Source organism: Bradyrhizobium sp. USDA 327 (assembly GCF_041262065.1).
Lineage (GTDB): Bacteria > Pseudomonadota > Alphaproteobacteria > Rhizobiales > Xanthobacteraceae > Bradyrhizobium > Bradyrhizobium liaoningense.
Genome location: NZ_JBGCCW010000001.1, coordinates 4308500 through 4335156, shown reverse-complemented (window position 1 = coordinate 4335156; position 26657 = coordinate 4308500). Strand labels below are relative to the sequence as shown.

The 26657-nt window shown below is 65.9% G+C and carries 21 protein-coding genes and 1 pseudogene; 14 read left to right on the top strand and 8 right to left on the bottom strand.

All coding sequences use genetic code 11. From position 1 onward, the window contains the following. Positions 1–106 precede the first annotated feature (106 nt). Together ABIA42_RS20385 and ABIA42_RS20380 are read right to left on the bottom strand one after the other, a co-directional pair. Positions 107–1012 carry a LysR substrate-binding domain-containing protein gene (locus tag ABIA42_RS20385; protein ID WP_028177417.1) on the bottom strand — a complete coding sequence of 302 codons (906 nt, stop codon included), beginning with the start codon at positions 1010–1012 and terminating at the stop codon, positions 107–109. A gap of 121 nt (positions 1013–1133) precedes the next feature. Beyond that, a complete protein-coding gene (locus tag ABIA42_RS20380) occupies positions 1134–2486 on the bottom strand; it encodes an MFS transporter (RefSeq protein WP_370121912.1) in 1353 nt (450 codons plus the stop codon). A gap of 62 nt (positions 2487–2548) precedes the next feature. Between ABIA42_RS20380 and ABIA42_RS20375 the strand changes: the two genes are divergently transcribed. Further along, positions 2549–3007, top strand: a complete 459-nt coding sequence (locus tag ABIA42_RS20375) for a hypothetical protein (RefSeq protein WP_370121915.1) — start codon at positions 2549–2551, stop codon at positions 3005–3007. Between the two features lie 37 nt (positions 3008–3044). Here ABIA42_RS20375 and ABIA42_RS20370 read toward each other — a convergent pair whose 3' ends face one another. Together ABIA42_RS20370 and ABIA42_RS20365 are read right to left on the bottom strand one after the other, a co-directional pair. Continuing rightward, a complete protein-coding gene (locus ABIA42_RS20370) occupies positions 3045–4997 on the bottom strand; it encodes a hypothetical protein (RefSeq protein ID WP_370121918.1) in 1953 nt (650 codons plus the stop codon). Between the two features lie 84 nt (positions 4998–5081). Further along, positions 5082–6164 (bottom strand): YbhN family protein, encoded by a 1083-nt coding sequence (locus ABIA42_RS20365; RefSeq protein ID WP_370121921.1) that lies wholly within the window; start codon positions 6162–6164, stop codon positions 5082–5084. 428 nt (positions 6165–6592) lie between these two features. Between ABIA42_RS20365 and ABIA42_RS20360 the strand changes: the two genes are divergently transcribed. Further along, positions 6593–7099 carry a ferritin-like domain-containing protein gene (locus ABIA42_RS20360; RefSeq protein WP_370121924.1) on the top strand — a complete coding sequence of 169 codons (507 nt, stop codon included), beginning with the start codon at positions 6593–6595 and terminating at the stop codon, positions 7097–7099. Positions 7100–7196: 97 nt separating this feature from the next. On the opposite strand, the gene ABIA42_RS20355 is transcribed toward ABIA42_RS20360, so the two are convergent. Continuing rightward, a complete protein-coding gene (locus ABIA42_RS20355) occupies positions 7197–7631 on the bottom strand; it encodes a hypothetical protein (RefSeq protein ID WP_035671880.1) in 435 nt (144 codons plus the stop codon). A 65-nt stretch (positions 7632–7696) separates the two neighbouring features. Here ABIA42_RS20355 and ABIA42_RS20350 point away from each other — a divergent pair, with 65 nt between their 5' ends. Beyond that, positions 7697–8278: a hypothetical protein gene (locus ABIA42_RS20350; RefSeq protein WP_370121927.1), complete on the top strand. Its 582-nt coding sequence runs from the start codon at positions 7697–7699 to the stop codon at positions 8276–8278. Between the two features lie 62 nt (positions 8279–8340). After that, a complete protein-coding gene (locus ABIA42_RS20345; RefSeq protein WP_370121929.1) occupies positions 8341–8940 on the top strand; it encodes a YdcF family protein in 600 nt (199 codons plus the stop codon). 1 nt (position 8941) lies between these two features. On the opposite strand, the pseudogene ABIA42_RS20340 reads toward ABIA42_RS20345, so the two are convergent. Next, positions 8942–10286 (bottom strand): annotated as a pseudogene (locus tag ABIA42_RS20340) (PLP-dependent aminotransferase family protein). A gap of 184 nt (positions 10287–10470) precedes the next feature. Between ABIA42_RS20340 and ABIA42_RS20335 the strand changes: the two are divergent. Beyond that, entirely contained in the window at positions 10471–10707 is a 237-nt protein-coding gene (locus tag ABIA42_RS20335; RefSeq protein WP_271533179.1) for a DUF1127 domain-containing protein, read from the top strand. A 934-nt stretch (positions 10708–11641) separates the two neighbouring features. Here ABIA42_RS20335 and ABIA42_RS20330 read toward each other — a convergent pair. Then, positions 11642–12067: a universal stress protein gene (locus ABIA42_RS20330; protein ID WP_035707892.1), complete on the bottom strand. Its 426-nt coding sequence runs from the start codon at positions 12065–12067 to the stop codon at positions 11642–11644. Positions 12068–12116: 49 nt separating this feature from the next. After that, positions 12117–12653: a histidine phosphatase family protein gene (locus tag ABIA42_RS20325; protein ID WP_370121934.1), complete on the bottom strand. Its 537-nt coding sequence runs from the start codon at positions 12651–12653 to the stop codon at positions 12117–12119. 221 nt (positions 12654–12874) lie between these two features. Between ABIA42_RS20325 and ABIA42_RS20320 the strand changes: the two genes are divergently transcribed. The 9 genes from ABIA42_RS20320 (at position 12875) to ABIA42_RS20280 (ending at position 26578) form a co-directional block, all read left to right on the top strand. After that, positions 12875–14359: an FAD-binding oxidoreductase gene (locus ABIA42_RS20320; RefSeq protein WP_271533175.1), complete on the top strand. Its 1485-nt coding sequence runs from the start codon at positions 12875–12877 to the stop codon at positions 14357–14359. A gap of 88 nt (positions 14360–14447) precedes the next feature. Beyond that, positions 14448–14960 (top strand): peptide-methionine (R)-S-oxide reductase MsrB, encoded by a 513-nt coding sequence (gene msrB / locus ABIA42_RS20315; protein ID WP_035671899.1) that lies wholly within the window; start codon positions 14448–14450, stop codon positions 14958–14960. A gap of 288 nt (positions 14961–15248) precedes the next feature. Continuing rightward, a complete protein-coding gene (locus ABIA42_RS20310; RefSeq protein WP_028177405.1) occupies positions 15249–17501 on the top strand; it encodes a flagellar hook-basal body complex protein in 2253 nt (750 codons plus the stop codon). Positions 17502–17536: 35 nt separating this feature from the next. Next, positions 17537–19420 carry a flagellar hook-associated protein FlgK gene (gene flgK, locus ABIA42_RS20305; protein WP_370121939.1) on the top strand — a complete coding sequence of 628 codons (1884 nt, stop codon included), beginning with the start codon at positions 17537–17539 and terminating at the stop codon, positions 19418–19420. Between the two features lie 21 nt (positions 19421–19441). Next, entirely contained in the window at positions 19442–21325 is a 1884-nt protein-coding gene (locus ABIA42_RS20300; protein ID WP_370121942.1) for a flagellar protein, read from the top strand. Positions 21326–21396: 71 nt separating this feature from the next. Next, positions 21397–22182: a hypothetical protein gene (locus tag ABIA42_RS20295; RefSeq protein ID WP_131872826.1), complete on the top strand. Its 786-nt coding sequence runs from the start codon at positions 21397–21399 to the stop codon at positions 22180–22182. A 10-nt stretch (positions 22183–22192) separates the two neighbouring features. Beyond that, positions 22193–23827 (top strand): hypothetical protein, encoded by a 1635-nt coding sequence (locus ABIA42_RS20290; protein WP_370121944.1) that lies wholly within the window; start codon positions 22193–22195, stop codon positions 23825–23827. 1 nt (position 23828) lies between these two features. Next, the gene (locus ABIA42_RS20285; RefSeq protein ID WP_370121947.1) at positions 23829–25082 is read left to right on the top strand and encodes a hypothetical protein; all 1254 of its coding nucleotides are present in this window, start codon (positions 23829–23831) and stop codon (positions 25080–25082) included. Beyond that, entirely contained in the window at positions 25079–26578 is a 1500-nt protein-coding gene (locus ABIA42_RS20280) for an aspartate aminotransferase family protein (RefSeq protein ID WP_370121950.1), read from the top strand. The genes ABIA42_RS20285 and ABIA42_RS20280 overlap by 4 nt, the downstream gene beginning before the upstream one ends. Positions 26579–26657 lie beyond the last annotated feature (79 nt).

The following is a 26657-nucleotide window of genomic DNA, read 5'->3' as shown; positions in this document are numbered from 1 at the left end:
GCGTGTTGCGGAGGACGCAAAGCCTGCGCGTCCATGCGCCGTGGTTTAGGAGACCGTTCGATGCGCGTCCAAGCCAAAGCCTATATCGACCGATGCGGATTGAGCATCAATCTTCCGGCAGCTCCGCGGAGGACAATTCGCCGGCGGTTTTGACCAGCGCCGCCAGCAGCGGATTCTCGTCCTCGCGCCGCCAGACCATGAACAGCTCGACGGGTACGCGGTTGCGCAGCTTCAGCGGCCGCAGCCGCACGTCGGAGATCTTCAGGTTCGCGGCTGCGGCCGGCACGATGGCAAGGCCGAGGCCGGCGCGCACCATCGCGAGGATCGAGTGGATCTGGCTGAGATGCTGGACGTAGCGCGGCAGCACGTCGGCGCGGGTGAACAAGGCGACCAGGAGGTCGTGGAAGTAGCGGCTCTCATAGGGCGAGTACATCACGAAGGGCTGGTCGTCGAAATCCTTGATGGCGATGCTGTCGGCGTTCGCCAGCGGATGCTTTCTCGGGATCGCCGCCAGCAGCGGCTCTGCAACGACGCGGCGGCTGGCGAGTTCGGGACGCGCGATAGGCGGCCTCAGCAGGCCGGCATCGATCTGGCCGGAGGTCAGTGCCTCGAACTGGTCGCCGGACACCATCTCCTTCAGCGAGAAATCGACCTCGGGCAGCTTGGCGCGGCAGGCGGCGACGAGCTCGGGCAGGAAGCCGTAGGCCGCGGCCGCGGTGAAGCCGATCTTGAGCGAGCCGATCTTGCCGAGCGCGATGCGGCGGGCGACTTGCGAGGCGCTTTCGGCAAGCTTGAGGATGCGCCGCGCCTCCGGCAGAAAGCTGCGCCCGGCAGGGGTGAGGCGCACCGAGCGGCTGGTGCGTTCGAGCAGCGGCGCATCGATGATGTGCTCGAGCACCTGGATCTGCCGCGACAGCGGCGGCTGCGTCATGTTCAGCCGCGCAGCGGCGCGGCCGAAATGCAGTTCCTCCGCCACCGTGACGAAGCAGCGGAGCTGGTTGAGGTCGAACATCGATACATGCCTTAGATGGATAAGGCGTTTCCCCGGCACTTCTAGCATCGATCACCCCCAATACAAAGACGGCGGCTGGTGAGCCGCCGCAAGTTGCCTGGTCAAGCTCCCGTGAGAGCCCTCAGGAGGAACCTTTGAGCACCACCCGCTCGATCTTGCCGACGATGACGAGATAGGCGAACGCCGCCACCAGCGCGTTGAGGCCGACGAACACAAGCGCGCCGTTGAACGAGCCGGTCGCGGCCAGAATGTAACCGATGACGATCGGAGTGGTGATCGAGGAGAGATTGCCGAAAGTGTTGAACAGGCCGCCGGAGACGCCGCCGGCCTCCTTCGGCGAAGTGTCGGAGACGACGGCCCAGCCGAGCGCGCCGATGCCCTTGCCGAAGAAGGCGAGTGCCATGAAGCCCACCACGAGCGCCTGTCCGTCGACATAGTTGCAGGCGATGATCGACATCGACAGCAGCATGCCGCCGACGATCGGGATCTTGCGCGCCATGGTCAGCGAGCCGGTCCCGCGCAGGATCGCATCGGAGATGATGCCGCCGAGCACGCCGCCGATGAAGCCGCACAGCGCAGGAAGCGTCGCGACGAAACCGGCTTGCAGGATCGACAGCCCGCGTTCCTTGACGAGGTAGACCGGGAACCAGGTCAGGAAGAAATAGGTCAGCGTGTTGATGCAGTACTGGCCGAGATAGACGCCGAGCATCATGCGGTTGGAGAGCAGCTGGCGGATGTGGTCCCACCCGGAGCCGGATTGCGCTGCGCGCACCTGCCTCAGATCGTTCCTGGGCGCATCGAGATCGACCAGCGCACCGCCGTTCCTGATGTAGTCGAACTCGGCCTCGTTGATCGAAGGGTGCTCCTTCGGGCCGTAGACGGTCTTGATCCAGGCGAGACCCATGACGATGCCGAGCGCACCCATCACGAAGAACACGAAGCGCCAGCCATAGGCGTGCGCGATCCAGCCCATCAGCGGCGCGAAGATCACGGTCGCGAAGTATTGTCCCGAATTGAAGAAGGCCGACGCGGTGCCGCGCTCATTTCCCGGAAACCAGGTGGCGACGATTCGAGCGTTGGCGGGGAAGGAGGGCGCCTCGGCAATGCCGACCAGGAAGCGCAAGCCGAACAGCACGATGATGGCGGTGCCGGCGCTGAAGAAGCCGACCCAGCCCTGTAACATCGTGAAGAGCGACCACACGATGATGCTGAAGGCATAGACGAGGCGCGAACCATAGCGGTCGAGCAGCCAGCCGCCCGGCACCTGCGCGATCACATAGGACCAGCCGAAAGCCGAGAAGATGTAACCCATGGCGACGGGATCGAGATGCAGCTCCCTGGAGAGCGCAGGGCCCGCGATCGACAGCGTGGCGCGGTCGGCGTAATTGACTGTCGTGACCAGGAACAGCATGGTCACGATGAACAGCCTGACGCGAGACCTCCTCACGTCCGCTGTGGACACCACTGCGCTCATCATGCGCCTCCTTAGAACTTGAACATTTCCTCGAGGCGAGTCCTAGAGGCGCGCGCGGCAGAGTGTCCAAGTTCAAGGGAGTATCGATCGATGCCGTCTTTGGATCGATGGGCCCAAGGCGCTGCGTGCGTTGTGGTACGGCGGTGCCACCGCCGTCAGTCTCGCATTTCGTCGCGTCTCGGCGATCACTGGACGGCGACGGCGGTCAGCTTGGCCGCATCCGGGAACATCTTGGAGCCTGGCAGATTTACCCTGAAGTCGAAACAGCCACGGTGATTGACATGCGCGTTCGTCTTCAAATCTCGGCCATGGTGTTCATGATGGCGCAAGCTGTGCTGTTCGGTGCAGGCATGCTGGGGATTCTGCTCAGTCCCCTTCGTGATGAGGCTTCGTTTTACATCCCGGTCATGATCGTCCTGAGCGCAATTGCCTCAGTTGCGATCGCTTGGGAAATCGCGCCGCGGCTGCAGATGCGTTACTGGCACAGCCGGGGCGTCGACCACGATTTCATTTCTGGCTGAGCTCCCAGCCGTCGCGCCGAAGCAACGGTGCCCGCCGCTACTGCCGCGCGCCCGGCAGCAGCGGCGCGAGCAGTCCGCGCGTTACGCCGGGCGGCACCGCATCGAGCCCCAGCACGGCGCTCGCGGCCGGCAGCGCCGCATCCGCCATCGCGGCGTGGCCTTCGGCGCTCGGATGCACGGCGCCGCCGTAGACGGCGGAGAGCACGCCCCAGGTCGCGTCGTGGATGTCGGTGGGCTGGCTCGCGGCCGGCAAGCCCTGCGGATAGGTCATCGCTGCGAAATAGCTGTCATTGGCGTCGCGGATCCAGCGCGCGCGGGGCAGGTAGGCGCGATATTCCGAGGCGCCGCGGCCGCACAGCATCGGCTGGCTCGCTGCGCTGACAATGTCCGGATTGAAGCTCTGGCCGTTCTCGGCAAAGCAAGCCCGGTCGAATTCGGGGTCATTGCCCGAATGGGCGCAGAAGCCATGATCGGCGAACGTGGCCTGGTGCGCATCGACGAAGGTCATGCGGTCGGATTCGGGATCGCGGCACAGCGCACCGCGGGTGCAGGTGGCGAGCCCTTTCAGCTGCGGCAGGAATTCCGTGTCGACGAAGGTGGAGACGCGGGCAAGGCGCTGCGGATCGGCGTTGAAGGACGGATGGATGTCGAAGCCGGCGCGGCCGCCGCGGCAGGGCACGCCGCCGTCGGCGAGCGCAGGATTAGCGTAGGAGACATAGACGACGCGCGAGAGGTCGCCGCCGACGAGCGGCTTCAACGCCTCGCGCAGCTTGACGAAGCTTTGCGGCAGCTCACGCGTCAGCGCATCGCGGGAATCATCGACACTGGCCATCACGCCGGAGCGGCGGAATAGCGTCCGCTCGGTCGCGGTGTCGACGATGACGTCGGCGACGAGGCCGGAGAAGTAGACATCGTTGGCGCCGACCGAAAGCAGCACGAGATCGAGCGTCCGATCGGGCTGGCGCTTCTTTGCCGCGGTGAGCGCTTCGCGCAGCTCGGCGACCTGCGCGTTCACGCTGGTGTTGCAGACGCCGGTCTTGCCGGGCGGGCATTCGCGGGCGCGCTGCGAGCCAAGCAGCCCGTCGGCAATGCTGGCGCCGGTGCAGGCGAGCGGCAGGAAGGTCACGGCGATGTGGGTGTAGCGCACCGCGAGCGCCAGCGCGGTGCGGGCTTGGTAACTATAGAGCGAGCGGTGGCAGGGCGCGTTGAACCAGAGCGCGCTGTAGCGCTGCCAGTTGGCGAGCGTATCCGGCGCCTCGCAGGCGCGGCCGCCCTTGAAGCCGTGGCGGCTCGGCCGGTAGTACTGTGCGCCTGCGGTACCGAGATAGGAGCGGAAGCAAAATCCTTCGTCCGAGAGTGCCAGCGGCCGGTCCGGATTGCCCTCGCCGGAGGCGATGCTGTCCCCGAGGCCAGCGACGAAAATGTCGCGGACACGGATCTCGGTCTGGAGGCGCTGGGTCGGATCGGAGCCGGCGGAGACATCGACGGTCGCGACCGTCTGCCTGCCGTAGCGGACGCGCAGATTGATCGGCTCGGCGCAGTCGAAGGTCGATTGTTGCGGCCCGTCGCCGTCGTCGAACGACCAGGCGCAGGTGGCGCCCACCGGCACCGCGCCGGTCAGTCGCACCGTCACCGGATGGTCGATCGGGGTGATGTAGTTCTCTTTGACGTTGTCGCGGGTACAGGGCTGGTTGACCCGGCCCTGGAGGTCGATGCAGAGCCGGTTGACCATGTTGCGGGCCCAGCCGCGGCCCTCGCTCTGCAGCTCCAGCGATTGCTCGGCGGCGAGGATGCTGCGGTTGCGCGCGTTCTCGACATGGAGCAGGAAGTCGCGTTCCTCGCGGAACAGCCGGAAGCGGTTACGCACCTCCCAATCGATCTGCATGGCCCCCGCATCCTGCGCGGCGGCGCGCTCGGACGGCAAGGCGGTCAAAAGCCCGGCGAGCAGCAGAGCGCCCGCGGCGAGAGTACGTAGGGATAGAGGGATCATGGCCCGGGTCTTCAACGGCAAAGTTGAGGCGGAAATAAGAGAGCATTGCTCCGCCGCCCGCAACCTTTGTCTGCGCCGGCTGACTTAGCGTTTGTTGGCCTGCCGCAGCAACCGCTCGCGCTCCATCGGTGTCACCTGCTTGGGCAGGTTGGCCTGCGCGCAGGCCTCGGCCAGCCGCCGCCGCTCCTGCCAGGGCTCGACCACGTTCATCCAGAGCTCGCGCGTGCCCATGATGGAGATGGCGAGGCCGAACGGGATCACGAAATAGAGGATGCGGAACACCAGCAGCGTTGCCAGAAGCTGCTCGCGGCCGAATTCGGGCAACGCCACCAGCATGGCAGCATCGAACACGCCAATCGAGCCGGGCGCGTGGCTGGCAAAGCCGATCAGGGTCGCCAGAATGAACACGACCGCGAGCGACATGAAGTCGATCGGCGGGTTGGCCGGCATCAACAGGTACATGGCCGTGGCGCAGAAGCCGAGATCGACCACGCCGATCAGGATCTGCACGAGCGTCAGGGGGGCCGAGGGCAGCACCACCTTCCAGCCCTTCTGGCCGAGCTCGCGGCGCTTGTCGCCCATACAGAGCCAGACCAGATAGGCGCCGATCGAGGCGAGGCCGCCGAGAGCGATCAGACGGTTGATCGACGAGGGGAGCTGATCCATCGCGGAGGCGGCATCCGGATGGATGGCCATGCCGATCGAGAGCACGAAGATGTTACCGAGCCAGAAGGTCAGGCCCGACAGGAAGCAGATTTTGGCGACGTCGATCGCGTTGAGCCCGTAGTCCGAATAGATCCGGAAACGGATGGCGCCGCCGGTGAATACCGTCGCGCCGATGTTGTGGCCGATCGAATAGGACGTGAAGCTGGAGAGCGCCGCGATGCGATAGGGCACGTGCTTCTTGCCGATCGTTCGCAGCGCAAAAAAGTCGTAGAAGGTCAGCGTGCAGAACGCGAAGAAGACGCAGATCGCCGCCAGCCCGATATTGCCGCGGGGAATCTCCGTCAACGCAGTCAGGATGACGCCGGTATCGATGCCCTTGAGGGTCCGCACCAGCGTGGTGATCGCGAAGGCGATGATGAAGATGCTCGCGGCAATTCCGAGCCGTCGCCAGCCGATCCATCTCTTGAAGCCGCGTTTCAGCGCGGGCAGCAGTCCGTGCATTCATCCTCCCGGCGGGGGGCAAAGACCGACCGGGCCAGGCATTGGCCGGTCGGACGCGATCATGGCCAAAGGCAGGCATCGATCGCTAGGCATGATCAAGTTCATTTAAGGCAAAATCAGCGGCTTGTGCAGCCCTTGACAACAATAGGTTCTGCGTTGGGCGGCCACTTTTGTCATACGTGGTTCACATCGGATGCGCGTTAAGCATATGAGTCGTGAAACCGGCGCCGCTCGCGCGTTTGGTGCGCCGACACGATTTCAGATCCTGGCGCCGTCCGCATTGTTCCAGCGCAAGCGGCTTCGGCGCTTTTTGGAACGTCGATGCCACGTGCTCGTTAGGCTTCATTAGCAATCGAACATGGCGGAATACGCGGCTTTTCGTGCAAGCCGGCGCCGCCGTGTTCCCGAAACCCGAGAGGATCGGAACGATGGGACTGTTCACAAAAGACATCAAAACCATGAACGACCTGTTCGTGCATCAGCTTCAGGACATCTATTACGCCGAACAGCAGCTCACCAAGGCGCTGCCGAAGATGGCAAGCAAGGCCACCGATCCGCAGCTGAAACAGGGCTTTTTGACGCACCTCGAGGAAACCAAGGAGCACGTCGCTCGACTTGAGGAAGTGTTCAAGATGCACGGCGTCGCCGTGAAGGCGGTCGACTGCCCGGCCATCGACGGCATCATCGAGGAAGCCGACGAGACCGCCGGCGAAGTCGCCGACAAGGCGGTGCTCGACGCCGCACTGATCAACGCCGCGCAGGCCGCCGAACACTACGAGATCGTGCGCTACGGCAGCCTGATCGCCTGGGCCAAGCAGCTCGGCCGCAACGACTGCGCCAGCGTCCTCGCCAAGACGCTGGAGGAGGAGAAGGCGACCGACAAGAAGCTGACGACGCTCGCCGAGAGCAAGGTCAATCTGCGCGCGGCGAGCTAGCCGTCACGGTGCAGCCGGGAAAGCGCTGCGCGGTCACGCGCGGCGCTTTCTTTTGACGTCTATGCGATGAGCGCGCTGGCGTGGGAGACAGAGCAGGTCAGCCGCGTCGCAACGCGAAATGCGCGCCGCAAAACGCCATTACGGCACCGAGGCAGAGCGCGGCGAGCCCGGCCAGCACGCCCGAGACGGTCGGGATCGGGCTCGGCGCCGAGGCCGCCTGGCCTGCTCCCGCAAGCAGCAGCACGCCGACCGCGATCAGGAATTGCCGCATCCTGTGCGGGATCTGTCCGGAGACGGCGCTCTGCATCAGGCTCGCCGTGAAATAACCGCCGGAGAAGCCGACCGTGGCGATCAGCCACCACGCGATCGCCGCGCCCGCGGGCATGAACTCATGCGTGTCGGAGCGCCAGAGGCCGCCGAGATCGAGACCATAGCGGGCGCCCAGCATGTGGACCGCGAGCGCGAGCAGCACGCCGGAGATCATAGCGGCGCCGAGAATCAGCCGGCGCGGAAAAAACGTCGTCTCAGCCATGCCTCGCTTGTAGGATGGGCGAGGGCGATCGCGCAAGCGGATCGCGAACGGGACCTGTGATCGATATGCCGGGAGCTGAAGCTGGTTCGGCCACGAGCTACGCCTACAAGGCCTCGCTGATCGGGTCGGCGCATCGTTTCGAGCTGACGGAGCAGGGGCTGTCCTGGCACATCGCCGGACGCTCCGGCCTGTGGCGCTACGACGAGATCTCGGCGATCCGGCTGTCGTTCCGCCCGGTCTCGATGCAACAGCACCGCTTCCGTGCCGATGTCAGCCGCACCGGCGGCGGGCGCATCGTGATCCTCTCGACGAGCTGGCAGACCGCGGCGCTGATGGCGCCGCAGGACAGCGGCTTCCGCGATTTCATTCTCGCGCTGCACGCGCGGATGGCGCAGGCCGGCAGCCGGGCCGAATTGAGCGCCGGCCTTGGCCGCAAGACCTATGCGGCGGCGCTGGCTTTCCTGGCGGTGCTGACGGTGGCGATGACGGGGCTGTTGATCCGCGCGCTTCTGATCGGCGAGTTCGCCGGCGCGCTGTTCATTGTCGGCTTTGCCGCGCTGTTCGCCTGGCAGGTCGGCGGCTTCGTGCGGCGCAATCAGCCGCAGAGCTACAGTTTCGATCGCGTGCCGAAGGCTCTGCTGCCTTAAGTGCAATCGGCCGCAATCAAACGTGACTTCGCCTCGCGGCGCCGGCGTCGCATCTTGCATTCATGTCAGTCATGGACCGCAGCAGCCGTCTGCCGACGGCAGAGGAGATCGCCAGAATCAATCGCACGCATCTGATCGACACGCCGCTCCGGCCAGCCGACCTGCTGTTCATGTTCGGCACCCGCGAAGATGTTGGCTTGCGGGCAGACACTGCCGCAAGGCTCTGGCGCGAGGGTCTGTTCCGCTGGTCGATTGTCAGCGGCGGTGTAACGCCGGGCTCGGAGCAATCCGAGTGCACGATCATCAAGGCAGCGATGATTGCGGCGGGCATTCCGGGCGACGTTATCCTCGAGGAGCATCGCGCGATGAACACCGGCGAGAACGTGATCTTCTCGCTGCCGATCATCGACGCGGCGCTCGGACGGCAGAACATCCGCAGCGTGATCTGCCTCGGCAACACCTGGACCGCGCGGCGTTACCCGATGACGCTTCAGCGGCACTGGCCGGAGGTCGAGAAGATGCTGCTCACTGTCGATAGCTTCGAGACGCCGCGTGCGCTCTGGCATACCGATGTCGAATTTCGTCGCCGCATGCTGCACGAATGGGACAAGATCGAGCCTTACAAGGCGAGGGGCTTTATCGCGGATTGGCCGGAGGTCTGAGCTACTCCGTCGAGTCGAAATCCTCTTCCTTGGTGCCGAGCAGCGAGGCGATCGTGCGCAGGCCGGAATCGAGCTGCTCGGGCGACGGCGGGGCGAGGGCGAGCCGCACCGCGTTTGGTGCATGACCATGCGCGATCGCGAAGGTCGAGGACGGCGTCAGCGCGATGCCGCGCCTTGCCGCCGCGGCGACGAAGGTCTGCGAGCGCCAGTGCGGCGGCAGCGTCAGCCAGAGATGATAGGAGCGCGGATCGGCGGCGAGCTGGTAGCCGGCCAGCAGCCTTGCGGCGGTCTGCTGGCGGCGCGCCGCGTCGATGCGCTTCAGGCGCGTCAGCTCGGCGACGGTGCCGTCGGCCATCAGCCGCTGCCCGGCCGCCAGCGCGTGGCCGGAGGCGATCCAGCCGCCGGTGCGGACCGCGCTCATGACGCTTTCGCGCAAGTGAGGCGGCGCGACCAGGATGCCGAGCGCGAGGCCGGGGCGCGACCTTCTTGGACAGGCTGTCGATCACAATGCAGCGGTCCGGTCCGAGCGCGGCCAGCGGCGTGTCGTCGGCGAGGAAGCCGTAGACGGTGTCCTCGATGATGGGAAGATCGAGCTTTTCGGCGACGCGCATGATGTCGGCGCGCCGCGTCGCGTTCATGGTGACGCCGAGCGGATTCTGGATGATGGGCTGGAGATACAGCGCCGACAGGTGCGCCTCGCGATGCGCCTTCTGGATCGCATCCGGCCGCGCGCCGTGCTCGTCCATCGGAATCGGGACCAGCGTCACACCTAGCCGCGCGGCGATGCTCTTGACGTATGGATAGGTCAGCGCCTCGACGCCGCAGCGGCCGCCGGTCGGAACGAGCGCCGCAAGCGCGGCCGCGAGCGATTGCTTGCCGTTGGCGGTGAAGAAGATCTGGTCCGCCTGCGGCGCAAAATCCTTGCGCGCGAGATAGGCGGCGGCCGCATTGCGCGCGCTCCTGGTGCCGGTGCTGGTGGAAACGCGCAGCGCGGACTCCAGTGCGTCGACGCGCTCCAGCCCCGCAAGGCTCTTGGCGATCATCGCCCATTGCTGCGGCAGCAGCGGGTAGTTGACCTCGAAATTGATGCGCGCCTCGGCCGGCTCGCGCGTCGTCTCGACCTGGCGCCTGATGTCGCCGGAGATGAAGGTGCCGCGGCCGACCTCGCCGACCACGAGGCCGCGGCGGAGCAATTCCGTATAAACCCGGCTCGCGGTCGAGACCGCGATGCCACGGTCATAGGCAAAATTGCGCTGCGGCGGCAGCCGGTCGCCGGGCCTTAACGTGCCGTTAGTGATATCGGCCGCAATGGCATCGGCAAGCTTCACGTACTCGAACTTGGACATTATTGCACCGAGAGCAATGTTTTGCTTGCTCCGAGAAGTGTACCGGAGCATTTAAGTTCCATCAAGTTCCGCGATTGAGCCGAGGAGAGCGAGAGCAATCCGACGGCAAATGAGGTGCAGGCGCTGACAGCGTCCGCGCCAACGACACTGCTTCGCCGCGCGGGACGACAGGCCGGAGAAGAAAATGACCACGATCTCGCAAACTGCCGGGCGGAGTTTACGCCCATCCTCGTCGGGCGGATTTTTCGGTACGCTCGCTCACGGCGTCACTGCGCTGTTCGACCGCATCGAGCGCCGCTCCGCCGTCAAGACGCTGAACGAGCTCGACGATCGCGCCTTGCGCGACATCGGCATCACGCGCAGCCAGATCGAGGACGCGGTGTACGGGCAGTTCAAGGCCGAGCTGACGCGGTATTTGTAAACCCCCACTCCCGTGTCCCGGACGCGCAGCAGCGCGTGAGCGTTGCGGCGCAGAGCCAGGACCCGGCAAGTCGTGCACTCGCTGCGGCATGGGCCCCGGCTCGGCAGCGCATCACTTCGTGCTGCGCAGCGTCCGAGGCACGAAACTTTCGTTTTGGCGCGGACGGCCTCAACATCGGCATTGCGTGGCAGGTCACCTGTCATTCGCATCTTCATTGCAGACACACCTTCGCATCCTCGCGGCTCATCTCGCCCGAGCTTTGCCTCAGTGCCTCACCCTCTGAAATGAAAGAGGGCGCAGGGAAGGCCGGGAGCCGGCTGGCACCCGCGGTCCACTGTGCGAGGTTTGCAGTCAGAAAATCTGCACAGCGGCATACAGGTGAAGCCAGGACATCCCGGCCTTCCCTGCGCAGTGGTTTTACGGCTTATGTCGCGCTCTCCCCGGGGAGCGATGCACTATTGCCCCCGTCGCCTTGCGGATGACTGACGCGCGTGCCCGGTCGGGCCGCCACATCACCGCAACACTTGGCGCACAGACCCCGGGCGCCAGGACCACACGATTTTGCCGTACGCTGGAATCACACCGGTCGTGTGCGCGACGGCTTTGCTCACAGTTGCCTGCCCTGCAAAACCCTTCGCGCCGATGTGACCCACGTCCACCGCCGTCCGGCCCGCGTTCGTGACGATCGCGATACGCCCCTCTTCCTTGGGCCGGGTCGCGCAACACATACGCCGTTTCCGAATTTCGGTAAAGCGGAATATTTTCGGTGAAGCGGATTGACCGGCATCTTGGGGGTTTGCCCGACAGGAAACGCAAAGTCTCGTAGCCCGGATGAGCGAAGCGACATCCGGGGAAGCGGCGTGAGCTGTCCTGGGTATCGCTTCGCTCACCCGGGCTACGAGCTGCACTCGCAATGACGGGGATCGATGGGTGCCTAGTGCCTGACCACCAGCACCGAGCATTTGGCGTAGCGCACGACGTGTCCGGCGTTGGAGCCGAGGAAATAGGTGCGCATCGCCGGCCGGTGCGAGGTCATCACGATCAGGTCGGCCTTCATCTGCGCGGCTTCCTCCAGGATCTCGTGGTAGATGCCGCCCTGGCGCACCACGCTGGAGATGCGGCTCGGTTCGATGCCGGACTCGCGCGCGACGATGGCGAGGGCCTCCTCCGAGGTCTGACGCTGCTGCTCGTCGAAATCGGCCGGTACGTACTCGGCCAGCATCACCGGCGTCATCGGCAGCACGTTGAGCAGGCGCACCGTGCCGCTCCAGGTCTGCGACAGCGTCGCCGCGGTTGCGATCGCCGGCTTGGCGAGATCGGTGTCGGCGAGGTCGATGGGCACGAGGATGGACTTGAACATCTGCGCCTCCATATCTTTCGGTCAGCACGTCTTGCCGTAGGTCGCGCGATCATCCCGATCGAAGCAGCTTGGGGCTGACGAACAGCACCAGCTTGCCGCGGCGGTAGGCCACGTCACCCCAATCCTTGACGTCAAAGTCGAAGATCGCAAGCCCCGCGGTGGGCAGGTTGTTGCTGAGCGCCTTGGCGCCGGCCGGGTCGCCGCCGCCTATCAGCATCAGGGCGACCTCGTGCATGCCGGGGTTGTGGCCGATCAGCAGCAACCGCTTTGGGTCGGCCGGGGCGGTTGCAGTGCGAATGGCTTCAAGGATTTCCGCGGAATCGGCGCCGTAGAGTTCCGGCAGGATCTCGACCTGCGGCACGGGGACGCGGTCCTTCATCGCCTCCCAGGCGATGTCCCAGGTCTGCCGGGCCCGCACGGCATGTGACACCAGCACGGTATCGGGGAAGGGGGGATGGGCGGCGATCCAGTCGCCCATCCGCGCAGCATCCTTGTGGCCGCGTTCGTCGAGCCGGCGGTCCTGGTCACGGCCGCTCGGCGCGTCGGTCTCGGTCTTGGCGTGACGCAGCAGCATCAAACGGCGCATGGCATTCTCGAATCGTTGTGTGTCCAGAATAATCTACGGGCGCGGGTCGAGAACAAGGTGACAAGCGCCGGACAGGTCCAAAAGCGCGATGAGATTGGGACGAATCGCCATCGCGCTTTAGAGTTATTGTTTTGAGCATGATCTCCGCACAAACGCATTTTGCGTTCGTCGCGAGGGAAAACCGCTGCACACTTCTCCGGATCATGCTCTAAGAAAACGACATGAGCGAGACTTTCACAAGCGTGTCCCAGGAAGAAGCCGGTCTTCGCGACCGCATGCGGCTGTCGTTCGATCTCGACGCCGACATCTGCGTCATCGGCGCGGGCCTTGCCGGCCTTTCCATCGCGCTGGAGGCGGCCCGGCTCGGGGCCAGCGTCGCGGTGCTCGAGGGCCGTCATATCGGTTGGAACGCCTCCGGCAACCAGCTCGGCACCGTGATGCCTGGCTTCGCGCTGCCGCTCGCCGACCTGATCGAGCGCATCGGCTTCGAGGACGCGCGCGAGTTGTGGGCCCTGTCGAAGGAAGGCGCAGAATTCGTCCGCGCCAACGCCACGGAAGAGAACATGCCGGGAATCGGCCTCAGCGAGGGCGTGCTGGAGGTCTCCAACGTCGATACCGGCGACCGGCTGATCAGCCGGTTGCAGATGCTGAACGAGGATTTCGATACCGAGGTCGAGGGCTGGCAGGCCGATCGCGTCCGCGGGCTGCTCAAGACCGACCGTTACTTCCACGGCGTGTACTATCCCAAAGCGTTCCAGGTCGACGGCCGGAAATATGTGCACGGCCTTGCGGCGCTGGCGCGGCGGGCAGGCGCCCGCATCTTCGAGGACACGCCGGTCGTCAGCATCGATCATTCCGGCATCCGCAAACGCATCGTCACACCCTCGGCACGGCTGCGCGCAACCCACATCGTGCTCGCCGGCAACATTCATCTCGGCGCGCCCCTGAAGCGCCTTTCGGAGACGCTGCTGCCGGTCTGGCGCTATGCCGGCATCACCGCGCCGCTCGGCGAGCGCCTTCATGAGATCATCGCCTTCAAGGGATCGGTGATGGATTCCGACGGCGTCGATCATTTCAAGATCGTCGACGGCGACCGGCTGATATGGGAGAGCCCGGAGACCACCTGGGCGGCACGTCCGCAGCGCTTCGCGGGCGCCGTCAGGCGGCGGATCCGCACGATCTTTCCCGAGCTCGGCAATGTCGAGATCACCGACATGTTCGGCGGCGCCACCGGCCAGACCGTGCACGGCATGCCGCAGATCGGCCAGTTGCGCAAAGGCCTGTGGGTGGCGAGCGGGTTCGGCCGCCAGGGCATGAACACCTCCGCCATGGCCGGACAGATGATCGCGCGCAGCATTCTGCGGGGCGATGAGCGCTGGCGGCTGTTCTCGCCGTTCGAGCTGGTCTGGGCGGGCGGCGCCACGGGGCGCGTCGCGGGCCAGCTGGTCGGGATCTGGAGCAGGGCGAGTTCCGCCGCGGCGGGCTCGCTCGCCCGCTATCGCGAACGTGCCAGGCTCAAGGACAGGGAACGCGAGGCCCGCCTCGCCAAAGCCAACCGGGCCGCCGGCACCGGCCCGCGCCGTCCGCCGCCCGGCGTTCGGCCGCGGCCAACCTCGCCGCCGAAACCTGCGGCCCAACGCACAGAACAGGGCAACATAGAACAGGGCACGGAACCGGCCCCTCACGAAGCCGGCATCTCGCGATAAGCGCCAAGAAAAATCCCGCCCGGAAGTGTAACGTCGACCGTTAGAGCCCGTATCTCAGGGCGTGGACTCCCCGCGCACGGAGAATGAGATGGTTGACCGCCGCATCCTGTTGACGACTGTCGCCGGCCTGTTTGGCCTTTCGGCCTTTCGCTGGCTGAGAGCATCCCCCGCCGAGGCCGGCGAGAAGGCCGCGGAAAAGTTCGAGATTGTGAAGACGGAGGCCGAATGGCGTGCCCAGCTCACGCCGCAGCAATATGAGATCCTGCGCAATCACGGCACCGAGCGGCCCGGCTCAAGCCCGCTGCTGAAGGAGCACCGCAAGGGCATCTTCGCCTGCGCCGGCTGCGACCTGCCGCTGTTTGCGTCCGAGACCAAGTTCGAGAGCGGCACGGGATGGCCGAGCTTCTACCAGCCGATCGAGGGCAATGTCGGCAAGACCGAGGACCGGACCTACGGCATGGTCCGCACCGAGGTGCATTGCCGCCGCTGCGGCGGCCACCTCGGCCACGTCTTCGACGACGGTCCGAAGCCGACCGGCTTGCGCTATTGCATCGACGGTTTCGGGCTGGTCTTCCATCCCGCGGCGGCGTCGGCGACGTAAGTCTTTCTCGTCGTCATTCCCGGACGGTCCGCAGGACCGAACGATGGTGCAACCGCGCACCTGAGGATCTCGAGGTTCCGGATTCGATGCTGACGCATCGCTCCGGAATGACACTCGCCCCGGCAATTGTTGCCGGCCCGGCAATTGTGCCCCGGTCGTCCGACCGGGGCCTTTTTGTTTAAGTCATTGATTTCCTAAAGATCCCTGCATTGGCATAGGCCTTGCGACGTCTCTCCCGACTGCGGCCATGGTCGACCGGCCGCCGGGATCGGATTTGGAGACAAAGTTATGGGTATCTTCGATGCAATGAACACCTCGGTGGGTGGCCTGCAGGCGCAGTCGTTCGCGCTGCAGAACATTTCCGGCAACATCGCGAACTCATCCACCACCGGTTACAAGGGCATCGGCACCAGCTTCGTCGACCTCATTCCCGACTCATCCGTCCCGAGCAAGCAGGTCGCAGGCGGCGTGCAGGCCAACGCGAAGGCCACCATCACCACGCAGGGCACGATCTCATCCTCTACCGTCGCCACCAACATGGCGATCACCGGCGACGGTTTCTTCTCGATCCAGAAGGCGAGCGGCGTCGTCGACAACGTGCCGGTGTTCACGGGGGTCACCTACTACACGAGGCGTGGCGACTTCCAGCTCAATGCCAACGGCAACCTGGTCAACGGCGCCGGTTATTACCTGATGGGCGTCACGGTCGACCCGAAGACCGGCAACCCGACCGGCAGCGTGGCGAACGTCCTGCAATTCCAGAACAACTTCATTCCGGCGCAGGCGACCACCTCGATCCAGTACGCGGCGAACCTGCCGACCCAGCCGAACACGGTGGCGAAAACCACCGCCTCGACCGGCACGTTGCTGGCGGCCGGTGGGCTCAATCCGTCCGATTTCGCCGCCAACCCGCTGCCGGTCGGCACGCCGCCGGCGCCCTATGCCAACGCAACGGTGTCAGGCGCGGCTGCAACCGGCAACATCCGCTCGGCCTATTCGTCGACGGCGGCGACGGGCACGGTTGCGCTCCAGAACAATTCGTCGGCGGTCGCCTCGACAACCACGTCCCTTGACAACGCCGCCGGCACACATCTCGCCTCCAGCATTCTGACCGCGTTGAGCGGCCAGACGCTGACCATCAACGGCAACACCATCACGTTCAACGGCGGCACCACGGTCTCGACCGTCGGCAGCAATACGACGATCGGTCTCGGTGCGGGCACGACGGCGACCGTGGCCGACATCCTGAATGCGATTCAGACTGCAGGCGGCGCCGGCGTCACCGCTTCGCTCTCGGTCAGCGGCAATATCCAGATCTCGACCGGCACCGGCACTGACGTCGCGGTCGGCAGCGGCACGGCCGCCACCGCGCTCGGCATCAGCAGCGTGACGCGCGGCGGCAACGTGCTGTCCTCGCCCGCGATCTCGGGCGCGACCGTGCTGAGCGGCACTGCGACCGCCGGCGGCGCCCAGGTGCTCTCGTCCGGCTTCTCCGCCGGCGACACCATCACGGTCAACGGTCAGACGCTGACATTCATGAACTCGGGCGCCGCGGGACCGAACCAGATCAACATCACCGACAACGTCACGACCCTGCTCGGCAAGATCGACGCGCTCTCCGGCGCCTCGGGGTCGTCGGTCAGCAGCGGCGGCGTGATCACGCTGAACACCGGCACTGTCTCCAACCTGTCGGTGTCGAGCTCCAACAGCGCTGCCTTCTCCGCGCTCGGCTTCACCTCGACCATCACCAAGAATCGCGACGGCGGCGGCACGGCCGGCACCGGCGGCGTGATCGGCAACGACATCGCCACGTTCACCAAGGAATCGATCAGCGGTGGCGCGGTGACCGCCTACAACGCCGCCGGCACGCCGGTGAACCTGCAATTGCGCTGGGCCAAGACCGATAGTGCCTCGCTGGGCGCGGGCCATTCGGATAGCTGGAACCTGTTCTACCAGACCGACCCGAACGCAACCGGCACGACCGTCGGCTGGGTCAACACCGGTCAGACCTTCACCTTTGCCGCCGACGGCTCGCTGACCTCGCCGAGCGGCTCGGGCATCACCATCAACAACGTCACCGTCAGCGGTCAGTCGCTCGGCTCGGTCGCCTTCAACATCTCCTCGGGCGGGCTGACGCAATATGCCAGCACGAGCGGCGCGGTGACCATCAACACGATCACGCAGAACGGCTATGCCGCCGGTCAGCTCCGCTCGGTTGCCGTCAACAACAATGGCGTCGTGGTCGGCACCTTCTCGAACGGCCAGAACCTCAACCTCGCTCAGGTGCAGCTGTCGCATTTCAACGGCACCAACTATCTGAAGGCGCTCGACGGCGGCGCCTACGCTGCGACTGAACAGTCGGGAGACGCCATCGACGGCGCCTCGGGCACCATCAGCGGCTCGTCGCTGGAGGGATCCAACACCGACATCGCCGACGAATTCACCAAGCTGATCGTGACCCAGCAGGCCTATTCGGCCAACACCAAGGTGATCACGACCGCGAATTCGATGGTGCAGGATCTCTTGAACGTATTGCGCTGATCGGCGCGTAACGTAACCAAAGGCGGGTCAGTGACATGGGTTTGAGTTCAGCCCTCGCCAGCGCGATGAGCGGCCTGCGTGCCAACCAGGCCGCGCTCTCGATCGTCTCATCGAACGTCGCGAATTCGCAGACGCCGGGCTACGTCGTCCAGACGCCGAACCAGATCGAGGTCACCACCGGAGACTTTGGCTCGACGGTGATGACCACCGGTGTCAGCCGCGAGCTCGACAGCTACGTGCTGAACCAGCTGCGGACCGAGACCGGCGGCAGCGGTTACGCCGACCAGATGGCCAACATCCTGAAGCAGCTTCAGAGTGTCTATGGCACGCCCGGCAACAGCGGCACGCTCGAAGCCGCGCTGAACAAGTTCACCACGGCGCTTCAGGCGCTCTCGACCAGTTCGGGGGCGTCGTCGGCGCAGACCGTCGCGCTCGGCGCGGCGCAGGCCCTGGCGCAGCAGCTCAACGTCACCACCACGGGCATCCAGTCGCTGCGCTCCAACGTCGAGCAGGATCTCGGCAACTCGGCGCGAGCCGCCAACGCGGCGATGCAGCAGATCGCCGACATCAACACCAGGCTTCAGGGCCTGTCGGTCAACGATCCCTCGGCCGCCACGCTGATGGACCAGCGTGACCAGGCCATCAACACGCTGTCGAAATATGTCGACGTGCGCGTCACCACAGACGGTTCGAACCAGACCAACATCTACACCACGACCGGTATTCAGCTCGTCGGCGCCGGGCTGGCCTCGGAATTCTCCTTTGCCTCCGCCGGCGCGCTGTCGGCGACCTCGCTTTACAACATCGACCCGGCCAAGTCCGGCGTCGGTGCGTTCAACATCAAGCTGCCGAACGGCTCGCAAGTCGACGTCGTCGCCAACAACGTGGTGTCGTCCGGCCAGATCGCGGCCGACCTGAAGCTGCGCGACCAGACCCTGGTGCAGGCGCAGGATCAGATCGACCAGCTCGCCGCCACGATGGCGAGCGCGCTGTCCGACAAGACCACGGCCGGAAGCACGGTCTCCGGCCCGCCGGCCGGGTTTGATCTCGACCTTGCCGGGGCGGCGCCGGGCAACACCGTCAACATCACCTACACGGACACGGCCACCAACACGCAGCGCCAGATCACGCTGGTCAACGTGACCGATCCGGCCGCGCTGCCGCTTCAGAACGCGACGAACGCCAACCCGATGCGGATCGGCGTCAACTTCTCCGGCGGCATGGGAGCGATCGCCTCCGCGCTCAACACCGCGCTGCCAGGCGCGCATCTGTCGTTCTCCGCCGCCCCGGCGCCGGCGAGCGCCACGACGCTGCGGGTGACCGACGACAACACCGGCCTTGCCAAGGTGAACTCGGCGTCGGCCACGAAGACGATCACGTCGCTGACCTCGGGCAATCCGCAGCTGCCGCTGTTCACCGACGGCGGCCAAGCGCTCTACACCGGCGCGATCACGGCGTCCGGCTCGCAGATGACCGGCCTTGCCGGGCGCATCGCCGTGAACACGCAGCTGGTTTCCGATCCGAGCCGGCTGTCGGTCTACAACACCTCGCCGGTGACGCCCGCGGGCGACACCACGCGTTCGGACTATCTCTATTCGCAGCTCACCAATGCGGTGTTCTCCTATTCGCCGCAGACCGGCCTCGGCTCGGCGAACCAGCCCTTCACCGGCAGCGTCTCGAACTACCTCCAGCAGTTCCTGAGCGTCCAGGCCAACGCCGCCACCCAGGCGACCCAGCTCCAGCAGGGCCAGAGCGTCGTGGTCTCGACGCTCCAGGCCAAGTTCGATTCGACCTCCAGCGTCAACTTGGACTCGGAGATGTCGAACCTGATCCAGCTTCAGAATGCCTACGCCGCCAACGCCCACGTCATGTCGGTGGTGCAGAGCATGATGAACACGTTGCTCCAGGCTCAAGTGTAACAAGTAACAGGGCTCTGAAAGATGTCGATCAGCAGCATCAACTACTCTTCGTCGATTCTCGGCGCACAGATCCGCAACATCAATCAGCAGCTCACCGACCTGTCGACCCAGCTTTCGACCGGCAAGCTGTCGCAGAACTATTCCGGCATGGGCACCAACGAGGGCTTTGCGATCGCCGGGCGCGCGCAGCTCTCCAACATCGCCGGCTATACCGACACGATCACCAACGTCAACGTCAGCATCAACCTCGCCAATACCGCGCTGCAGTCGCTGACGAAGATCCGCAACACGGTGCAGACGGGCTCGGCCAACACCGCGCAGGACCTCAACGTCAACGGCCAGACGATCGCGCAGAACACTGCCGCGGCGCAATTCGGCTCGATGGTCGGCGTCCTCAACACGCAGACCGGCAGCCGCTATCTGTTCTCCGGGACGGCCGTCAACACGCAGTCGGTTGCGGATGCCGGCGACATCATCAACGGCACCACGACGCAGGCCGGCTTCAAGACCGTCATGGCGGAGCGCCAGGCCGCCGATCTCGGCGCCAACGGCATGGGGCGGCTGGTGCAGACGCAGCCGACGCCGAGCTCCGTGCAGGTATCGGAGGACGTCGCCGGGTCGCCGTTCGGGCTCAAGATCAAGGCGGTGTCCTCGACGCTGACGGGCGCGACCGTCACCGGCCCGAGCGGCTCGCCGGTGTCGTTCTCGGTCGATCTCAACGGCGTCAACCCGAACAACGGCGACAAGCTCAGCATTCAGTTCACCCTTCCGGACGGCACCACCGAGCAGATCGACCTGACCGCCTCGACGGCGACGCCGACGCCGCTCGGCAGCTTCGCGATCGATGCGAGCACCCCCGTCAATCCGAACAACACCGCGACCAACCTCAATACCGCGCTGAACACCGCGATCACCAAGCTCGCCAACACCTCGCTGGTGGCGGCATCCGCGGTCGTCGCCGGCGACAACTTCTTCAACACCGCGAGCTCCGCGATCGGCACGCCGGTCAACAACCAGGCGGCGCCGCCGGCCCCCGTCACCGGCGCGACGGCGCTGTCAGGCGCGAGCCCCTCGGACTCGATCTCGCCGGGCTTCGTCGCCGGCGACACCATCACCGTCAACGGCACCACGCTGACCTTCGTCAGCTCGGGCGCGACCGGCGACCAGCTCAACGTCACCGACAGCATCCAGACCCTGCTGAGCAAGATCGACCAGATCACGGGGACGTCGAAGCCCTCGACGGTCCATGGCGGTTCGATCACGATCAACACCGACGACGCGGCGAGTCTCAGCATCACGAGCTCGAATACGGGGGCGCTGGGTTCGCTCGGCTTCGCCGCGACGCCCGTGACCGCCACGCAACCGCCGCTGCGCGTCGGCTCCTCGCCCGCGAGTTCGGCGACGACGCTGGTGAACGGCTCGGCCACCACCGTGAAGTGGTACCTGGGCAATGACGGGCCGGGGTCGCCGCGTTCCACGGCGACGGCCCGGGTCGACGATGCCGTCACGGTGCAATATGGCGCCCAGGCGAACGAGGACGCGATCCGCCGGCAATTGCAGGCGATCGCGGTGTTCGGGACCTTCTCGACTTCGCCGACCGGCCAGTATTCGGGCGGGCAGGTGTCGGCGCTGAGCCTGCGGGTGACGCAGGCGCTGACGCAGCAGCCCGGCCAGCAGCGCATCGAGGACATCCAGACCGACATCGCGATGGCCCAGAACACGATGAAGGACGCCACCACGCGCCAGACCCAGGCCAAGGCGCAGCTTCAGGGCATCATCGACCAGGCGGAATCGGCCTCGCCGGACCAGGTCGCGAGCGAGATCCTGGCGCTCCAGAACGCCCTCCAGGCGTCCTACCAGGTGACCTCGAACCTCGCGCAGCTCTCGCTCGTCAAGTTCCTGTAAGGGGGCGTTAAGGCGCCGTTAACCATGCCTGTTTACCTCTTGGTGAGGATTGGAGCGGGGCGGGGCGGTCGATGTCGGACAGGATGCAGCTGGTGGTGGCAACGCCTTGCTTCGGCGGGCAGGTGTCGAGCATTTATGCGAGCTCGATCTTCGCGCTGCAGCGCGCCGTGCACGGCATGTCCAACCTCGAGCTCAAGGTGCACCTGCGAGACGGCGACGCCCTGATCACCCGCGCGCGGGCTAATTTGGTCGCGATGTTCCTGGACGATCCCAGGGCGACGCATTTCCTGTTCATCGATGCCGATATCGGGTTCAGGCCGGAGCAGGTGTTCCGGCTGATCGAGTGCGGCGCGGACGTCGTGGCCGGCTGCTATCCGATCAAGCGGGTCAACTGGGACAAGGCCGCGCGTGCGATCCAGTCCGGTCGGGCCGACGTGCCGGCCGCCTCGCTCGACTATGTGCTCGAGATCGAGGATCCCGACCGCATCGTCGTGGTCAACGGCTTCACCCGCGTGCGCTACGCCGGCACCGGCTTCCTGATGATCCGGCGCCACGTGCTGGAGGCGATGTGCCGCCACCCGGCCTATGCGAACCTGCAATTCTTCCGCGAACATTCGCACGACACGCTGACGGCGAGCCAGAACCGGTTCGCGCTGTTCGAATGCATGATCGACCCGGCGACCGGCACGTATCTTTCCGAGGATTTCGCCTTCTGCAAGCGCTGGACCGATATCGGCGGCGAGATCTGGGCCGATATCCAGAGCTCGCTCGATCACGTCGGGCCGTCGGTGTTCCGCGGCGATATCGCCTCGCAATTCGCAGCCGTGCCCGCGGCGGCGGCCGATGCCGCGGCGTGAGGCTGCCGGGATGAGCGGCGGCGCATCCCGTTGGTCAGAACCGGAGCACGCGTCCGACGGCGGTTCGCGCTATCGCCTGCGCGATCTCTTCACGCCGCTCGACACGCTGCTCGTCTCCGGCGGAGATCCGCGGCTCGCGCTCGATCCCGAGGACCGCGTCAACGCCTATGGCTGCGCGGCCTCGCCGGAACCGGAGATCTGGAATTTCGCCTCCGCGACCGCATCGACGATCTCGCAAGCGGCCTATGACCGCGCTGCGCTGGCGCGCGAAGAGCTGATGCACAAGTGCCTGTTCGACGAGGTCGAGGTCGCCTTCGACGCAAGATGCGAGGACATGCGCGACGAGCTGCGCAGTCATCTCCAGCTCTCGCCGCGCGTCGACGTGGTGTTCTCGCCGTCCGGCACGGACTCCCAGCTCCATGCCCTGTTCCTGGCGCGGACGATCCTCGGCGCGCGGCCGGTGACGATCGTGGTCGGCGCCGACCAGACCGGAAGCGGGACGATCCATACTGCCCGCGGACACCATTTCAGCTCCATGGCGGCGAGCGGCGTAGCGGTCCGCAAGGACGGCGCGGTTGCCGGGCTCGCCGGTACCAGTCTTGCGTTGCCACTGCGCGAGGCCGCACCCGGGATCGCGATGCGCGCGGACGCCGATGCGGCGGTGCTGCATGCGGTCGAGGCCACGATCGCGCAAGGCGCGCCCGTGCTGCTCCAGATCATGGATTCCTCGAAGCTCGGATGGCGTGCGCCGAGCACGGCCTGCCTCGACGAGATCGCGCGGCGCTGGCCGCGCAAGGTCCAGATCGTTGTCGATGCCTGCCAGGCCCGGCTCGGCCGCCGCCGGCTGCGCTCCTATTCGGACCGCGGCTATATGGTGCTGATCACCGGCTCGAAATTCTTCGGCGGGCCTGCCTTCAGCGGTGCGCTGCTGGTGCCGAAGGGCCTTTCGCGCTCGCTCGACCGGGGTGAGGGGATCGCGCCCGGTATCTTCGACTATGCCGGCCGTTGCGATTGGCCGGTGGCCTGGACGGCGCTGCGTTCGCGCTTCGAGCGCCGCCCGAATTTCGGTCAATGGCTGCGCTGGGAGGCGGCGCTGGCCGAGATCGGCAGCTACTACGCCGTGCCCGCGGTTTCCCGCGCCGAGATGCTCGCTGAGCTCGCCACCGGCATCGACAGCATGATCGCGTTGTCGCCGTCGCTTCGCTCTATTCCAACTCCAACCGCGATCAACACGGCCGACGCGGATGACGAGGAATTCGCGCAGGCCACGATCTTTCCGTTCACGCTGCTGCGCGACGGCAAACCGGTCTCGATCGCCGAGACCTCGGCCGTTCACCGTGCACTGGCGCGGGACATGAGCGATGAGATCAGCGGCAGCACGGCGGACCGAGAGGTCGCCGCGCAGCGCTGCCTGGTCGGCCAGCCAGTCCGGCTGGAGCGGCAGGACGAGACGCCGCAGGCCGTGCTGCGCCTCTGCGTCGGCGCACGGCTCGTGACGGAAGCCTGGTCGCCGGACATGACGAAGGCGCGACGCAATGTGCAGCACGTTCTCGACCGCATCGCCCATGTCCTGGTGAAGATCGAGCTGCTGCTCGACCGTGGTGCAGCCGCGACCGTGCCGGTCAAGTCCGCGTTCGAGGTGTGAAATGCAGCATCCAGTTTCCGCTCCGATCGGTTTGACTGCGGCGAACTATGCCGACCGCATCGGCTTTGCGCAGCTGACGCGCCAGGCCTTCGAAGGCGTCGATCTGCATCCGTTGCGCGACCAGCTCGTGGCGCGGATCGCGGCGGGGACCGCGTTGGCGGGCGAAGGGCTGGATCTCTCCTTGATCAGCCAGCTTCTGGGCGACAAGGATCAGGGGCTTGCAATCCAGTCCGAAGTGCTGACCTTCCATCAACTCTTCCGTACGCCCAGTGCGGCTCCGCAGCCCGGCTTGCGCGTGCTCGCGCTTGCGGCCGACATCGACATGGGCGGCAACACGCCGATCGATTTCCTGCTCGAAGGCTCCGACATCGAGCTGCTGACGCTCTATGTGGTCAAGGGCGTCGGTCTGCCGGAAACCTTGCCCGAGCACGACGTCGCCATCGTGGTCGCGTCCGATTCCGAGGAATGCCGCGAGGCGCTCGCGCTGATCGAAAAGGCCGCGCCGCACTGGCCGCGGCCGCTGCTCAATCCGCCCGATCGCATCGGCAATCTCGATCGCGACAAGCTGTATCGGCTGCTGGCTGGTGTGCCGGGTCTGGACATTCCCGCGACCATCCACGCGACGCGCGCGCAATTGTCCGATCTCGCCCAGGGCCGGATCGGATGTGACGACATCGCGGGCGAATTGCACTTTCCGATCATCGCGCGGCCGCGCGGCTCGCATGCCGGCGTCGGCCTCGCGAAGCTCGACGATGCGGCGGCGCTCGCGGCCTATCTCGCCGAACGGAAAGAGCAGGACTTCTTCGTCGCACGCTTCGTCGACTATGTGAGTCCCGACGGGCTCTACCGCAAATATCGCCTCGCCATGATCGACGGCAAACCCTACGCCTGCCACATGGCGATCGCCGACCGCTGGGACATCTGGTATCTCAACGCCTACATGGCGTTCAGCGAGGAGAAACGGGCCGAGGAAGCCGTCTTCATGCGCGACTTCGACAGCGACTTCGCCGAGCGCCACAGGAGCGCGCTCGACGAGATGAGCCGCCGCGTCGGCCTCGATTATTTCATCGTCGATTGCGCCGAGAACGAGAGGCGCGAGCTTCTGGTGTTCGAGGCCGACAACACCGCCGTCGTGCACAACATGGATTCGCCAGCCGTGTTTCCTTACAAGCCGCCGCAGATGCGCAAGATCTTTGCCGCGTTCACGGCGATGCTGTCGCGGCATGCAAGGACGGGCAAGGGGAGCGCAGCATGAACGAGATCATCCGCAACACGCAAAGCGCCGTCACGGGCACTTCGCTCGATCCGCAGGACTGGACCGAGTTTCGCGCGCTCGCCCATCGCATGCTGGACGAGACGATCGACGGCATCGCCAACGTTCGGGTGCGGCCCGTCTGGCAGCCGATCCCCGAAGACGTCCGTGCGGCATTCAGGGCCGACCTGCCGCGCGAGGCGAGCGATCTCGCCGAGGTCTATCGCGAATTCGCCGAGCATGTCGCGCCCTATGCGACCGGCAACGTCCATCCCGGCTTCATGGGCTGGGTGCATGGCGGCGGCACCGCGGTCGGCATGCTCGCGGAAATGCTTGCGGCAGGCCTCAACGCCAATCTCGGCGGGCGCGACCACATGCCGATCGAGGTCGAGCGCCAGATCGTCGACTGGATGCGCCGCCTGTTCGCCTTCCCCGACAGCGCGAGCGGCATCTTCGTCACGGGCACGTCGATGGCCAATCTGATGGCGGTGCTGGTGGCGCGCACGAGTGCGCTCGGCACGCTGGCGCGGCAGCACGGCATCGGCAATGACGGTGCGCTGCTCACGGCCTACACCTCGCGGGCGGCGCATGGCTGCGTCTCCAGGGCGATGGATATTGCCGGGCTCGGCACCGATGCGCTGCGCAAGATCGATGTCGATGCCGATCATCGCATCGACGTCGCAGCGCTGCGCGCGCAGATTGCCGTTGATCGCGAGGTCGGCTTCAAGCCTTTCCTGGTGGTCGCGTCCGCCGGCACGGTCGATATCGGCGCGATCGACGACCTCAGGGCGATCGCGGAGCTGTGCCGCGAGGAAGGAATCTGGTTTCACGTCGACGGCGCTTTCGGTGCGCTGGCGATCCTGTCGCCCGAGCTTGCGCCGCTGCTCGGCGGCATCGAGCTCGCGGATTCGATCGCGCTCGACTTCCACAAGTGGGGACAGGTACCCTACGACGCAGGCTTTCTGCTGGTGCGCGACGGCGAGCGGCATCGGCAGGCCTTTGCCCAGCCGGCGGCCTATCTGCGCCGCGAGGCGAGGGGACTCGCGGCGGGCGCGGTCTGGCCCTGCGATCTCGGCCCCGATCTGTCGCGTGGCTTCCGTGCGCTGAAGACGTGGTTCACGCTGAAGACGTTCGGCACCGACCGGCTTGGTGCGGCGATCGCGCGAAGCTGTGCGCTGGCGAAATATCTGGAGGCGCGCGTGTTGGCCGAACATCGGCTGGAGTTGCTGGCGCCGGTCAATCTCAACATCGTCTGCTTCCGCTACCGTGCCGATGATGCGGTCAATCGCGAGATCGTCGCCGACGTCCAGGAGTCCGGCGTCGCAGCGCCGTCGAGCACGACGCTGGACGGCAGGCTCGCGATCCGCGCCGCGATCGTCAATCACCGCACCGAGGAGACGGACATCGATGCGCTGCTCGCGGCCGTGCTGGAGTTCGGCGAACGGCAGAGCAGCGGCGGACTGATCGAGGTCGATGCGCCGCCGCTCGCGGCGCAGTAGCATCGATGTGTGCCTGAAACGACGACGGCCCCGGAGATGATCCGGGGCCGTCATCGTTTACAGCTTGGGCGAAGCGAAA

Bases quoted from the DNA above. Each gene is read 5' to 3' on its own strand.
- ABIA42_RS20280 (WP_370121950.1), top strand. From the start codon at position 25,079: ATGAACGAGATCATCCGCAACACGCAAAGCGCCGTCACGGGCACTTCG.
- ABIA42_RS20385 (WP_028177417.1), bottom strand. From the start codon at position 1,012: ATGTTCGACCTCAACCAGCTCCGCTGCTTCGTCACGGTGGCGGAGGAA.
- ABIA42_RS20350 (WP_370121927.1), top strand. From the start codon at position 7,697: ATGCCGGGAGCTGAAGCTGGTTCGGCCACGAGCTACGCCTACAAGGCC.
- ABIA42_RS20285 (WP_370121947.1), top strand. From the start codon at position 23,829: ATGCAGCATCCAGTTTCCGCTCCGATCGGTTTGACTGCGGCGAACTAT.
- ABIA42_RS20330 (WP_035707892.1), bottom strand. From the start codon at position 12,067: ATGTTCAAGTCCATCCTCGTGCCCATCGACCTCGCCGACACCGATCTC.
- msrB (WP_035671899.1), top strand. From the start codon at position 14,448: ATGGTTGACCGCCGCATCCTGTTGACGACTGTCGCCGGCCTGTTTGGC.
- flgK (WP_370121939.1), top strand. From the start codon at position 17,537: ATGGGTTTGAGTTCAGCCCTCGCCAGCGCGATGAGCGGCCTGCGTGCC.
- ABIA42_RS20370 (WP_370121918.1), bottom strand. From the start codon at position 4,997: ATGATCCCTCTATCCCTACGTACTCTCGCCGCGGGCGCTCTGCTGCTC.
- ABIA42_RS20345 (WP_370121929.1), top strand. From the start codon at position 8,341: ATGTCAGTCATGGACCGCAGCAGCCGTCTGCCGACGGCAGAGGAGATC.
- ABIA42_RS20295 (WP_131872826.1), top strand. From the start codon at position 21,397: ATGTCGGACAGGATGCAGCTGGTGGTGGCAACGCCTTGCTTCGGCGGG.
- ABIA42_RS20310 (WP_028177405.1), top strand. From the start codon at position 15,249: ATGGGTATCTTCGATGCAATGAACACCTCGGTGGGTGGCCTGCAGGCG.
- ABIA42_RS20300 (WP_370121942.1), top strand. From the start codon at position 19,442: ATGTCGATCAGCAGCATCAACTACTCTTCGTCGATTCTCGGCGCACAG.
- ABIA42_RS20380 (WP_370121912.1), bottom strand. From the start codon at position 2,486: ATGAGCGCAGTGGTGTCCACAGCGGACGTGAGGAGGTCTCGCGTCAGG.
- ABIA42_RS20355 (WP_035671880.1), bottom strand. From the start codon at position 7,631: ATGGCTGAGACGACGTTTTTTCCGCGCCGGCTGATTCTCGGCGCCGCT.
- ABIA42_RS20320 (WP_271533175.1), top strand. From the start codon at position 12,875: ATGAGCGAGACTTTCACAAGCGTGTCCCAGGAAGAAGCCGGTCTTCGC.
- ABIA42_RS20365 (WP_370121921.1), bottom strand. From the start codon at position 6,164: ATGCACGGACTGCTGCCCGCGCTGAAACGCGGCTTCAAGAGATGGATC.
- ABIA42_RS20325 (WP_370121934.1), bottom strand. From the start codon at position 12,653: ATGCGCCGTTTGATGCTGCTGCGTCACGCCAAGACCGAGACCGACGCG.
- ABIA42_RS20290 (WP_370121944.1), top strand. From the start codon at position 22,193: ATGAGCGGCGGCGCATCCCGTTGGTCAGAACCGGAGCACGCGTCCGAC.
- ABIA42_RS20335 (WP_271533179.1), top strand. From the start codon at position 10,471: ATGACCACGATCTCGCAAACTGCCGGGCGGAGTTTACGCCCATCCTCG.
- ABIA42_RS20360 (WP_370121924.1), top strand. From the start codon at position 6,593: ATGGGACTGTTCACAAAAGACATCAAAACCATGAACGACCTGTTCGTG.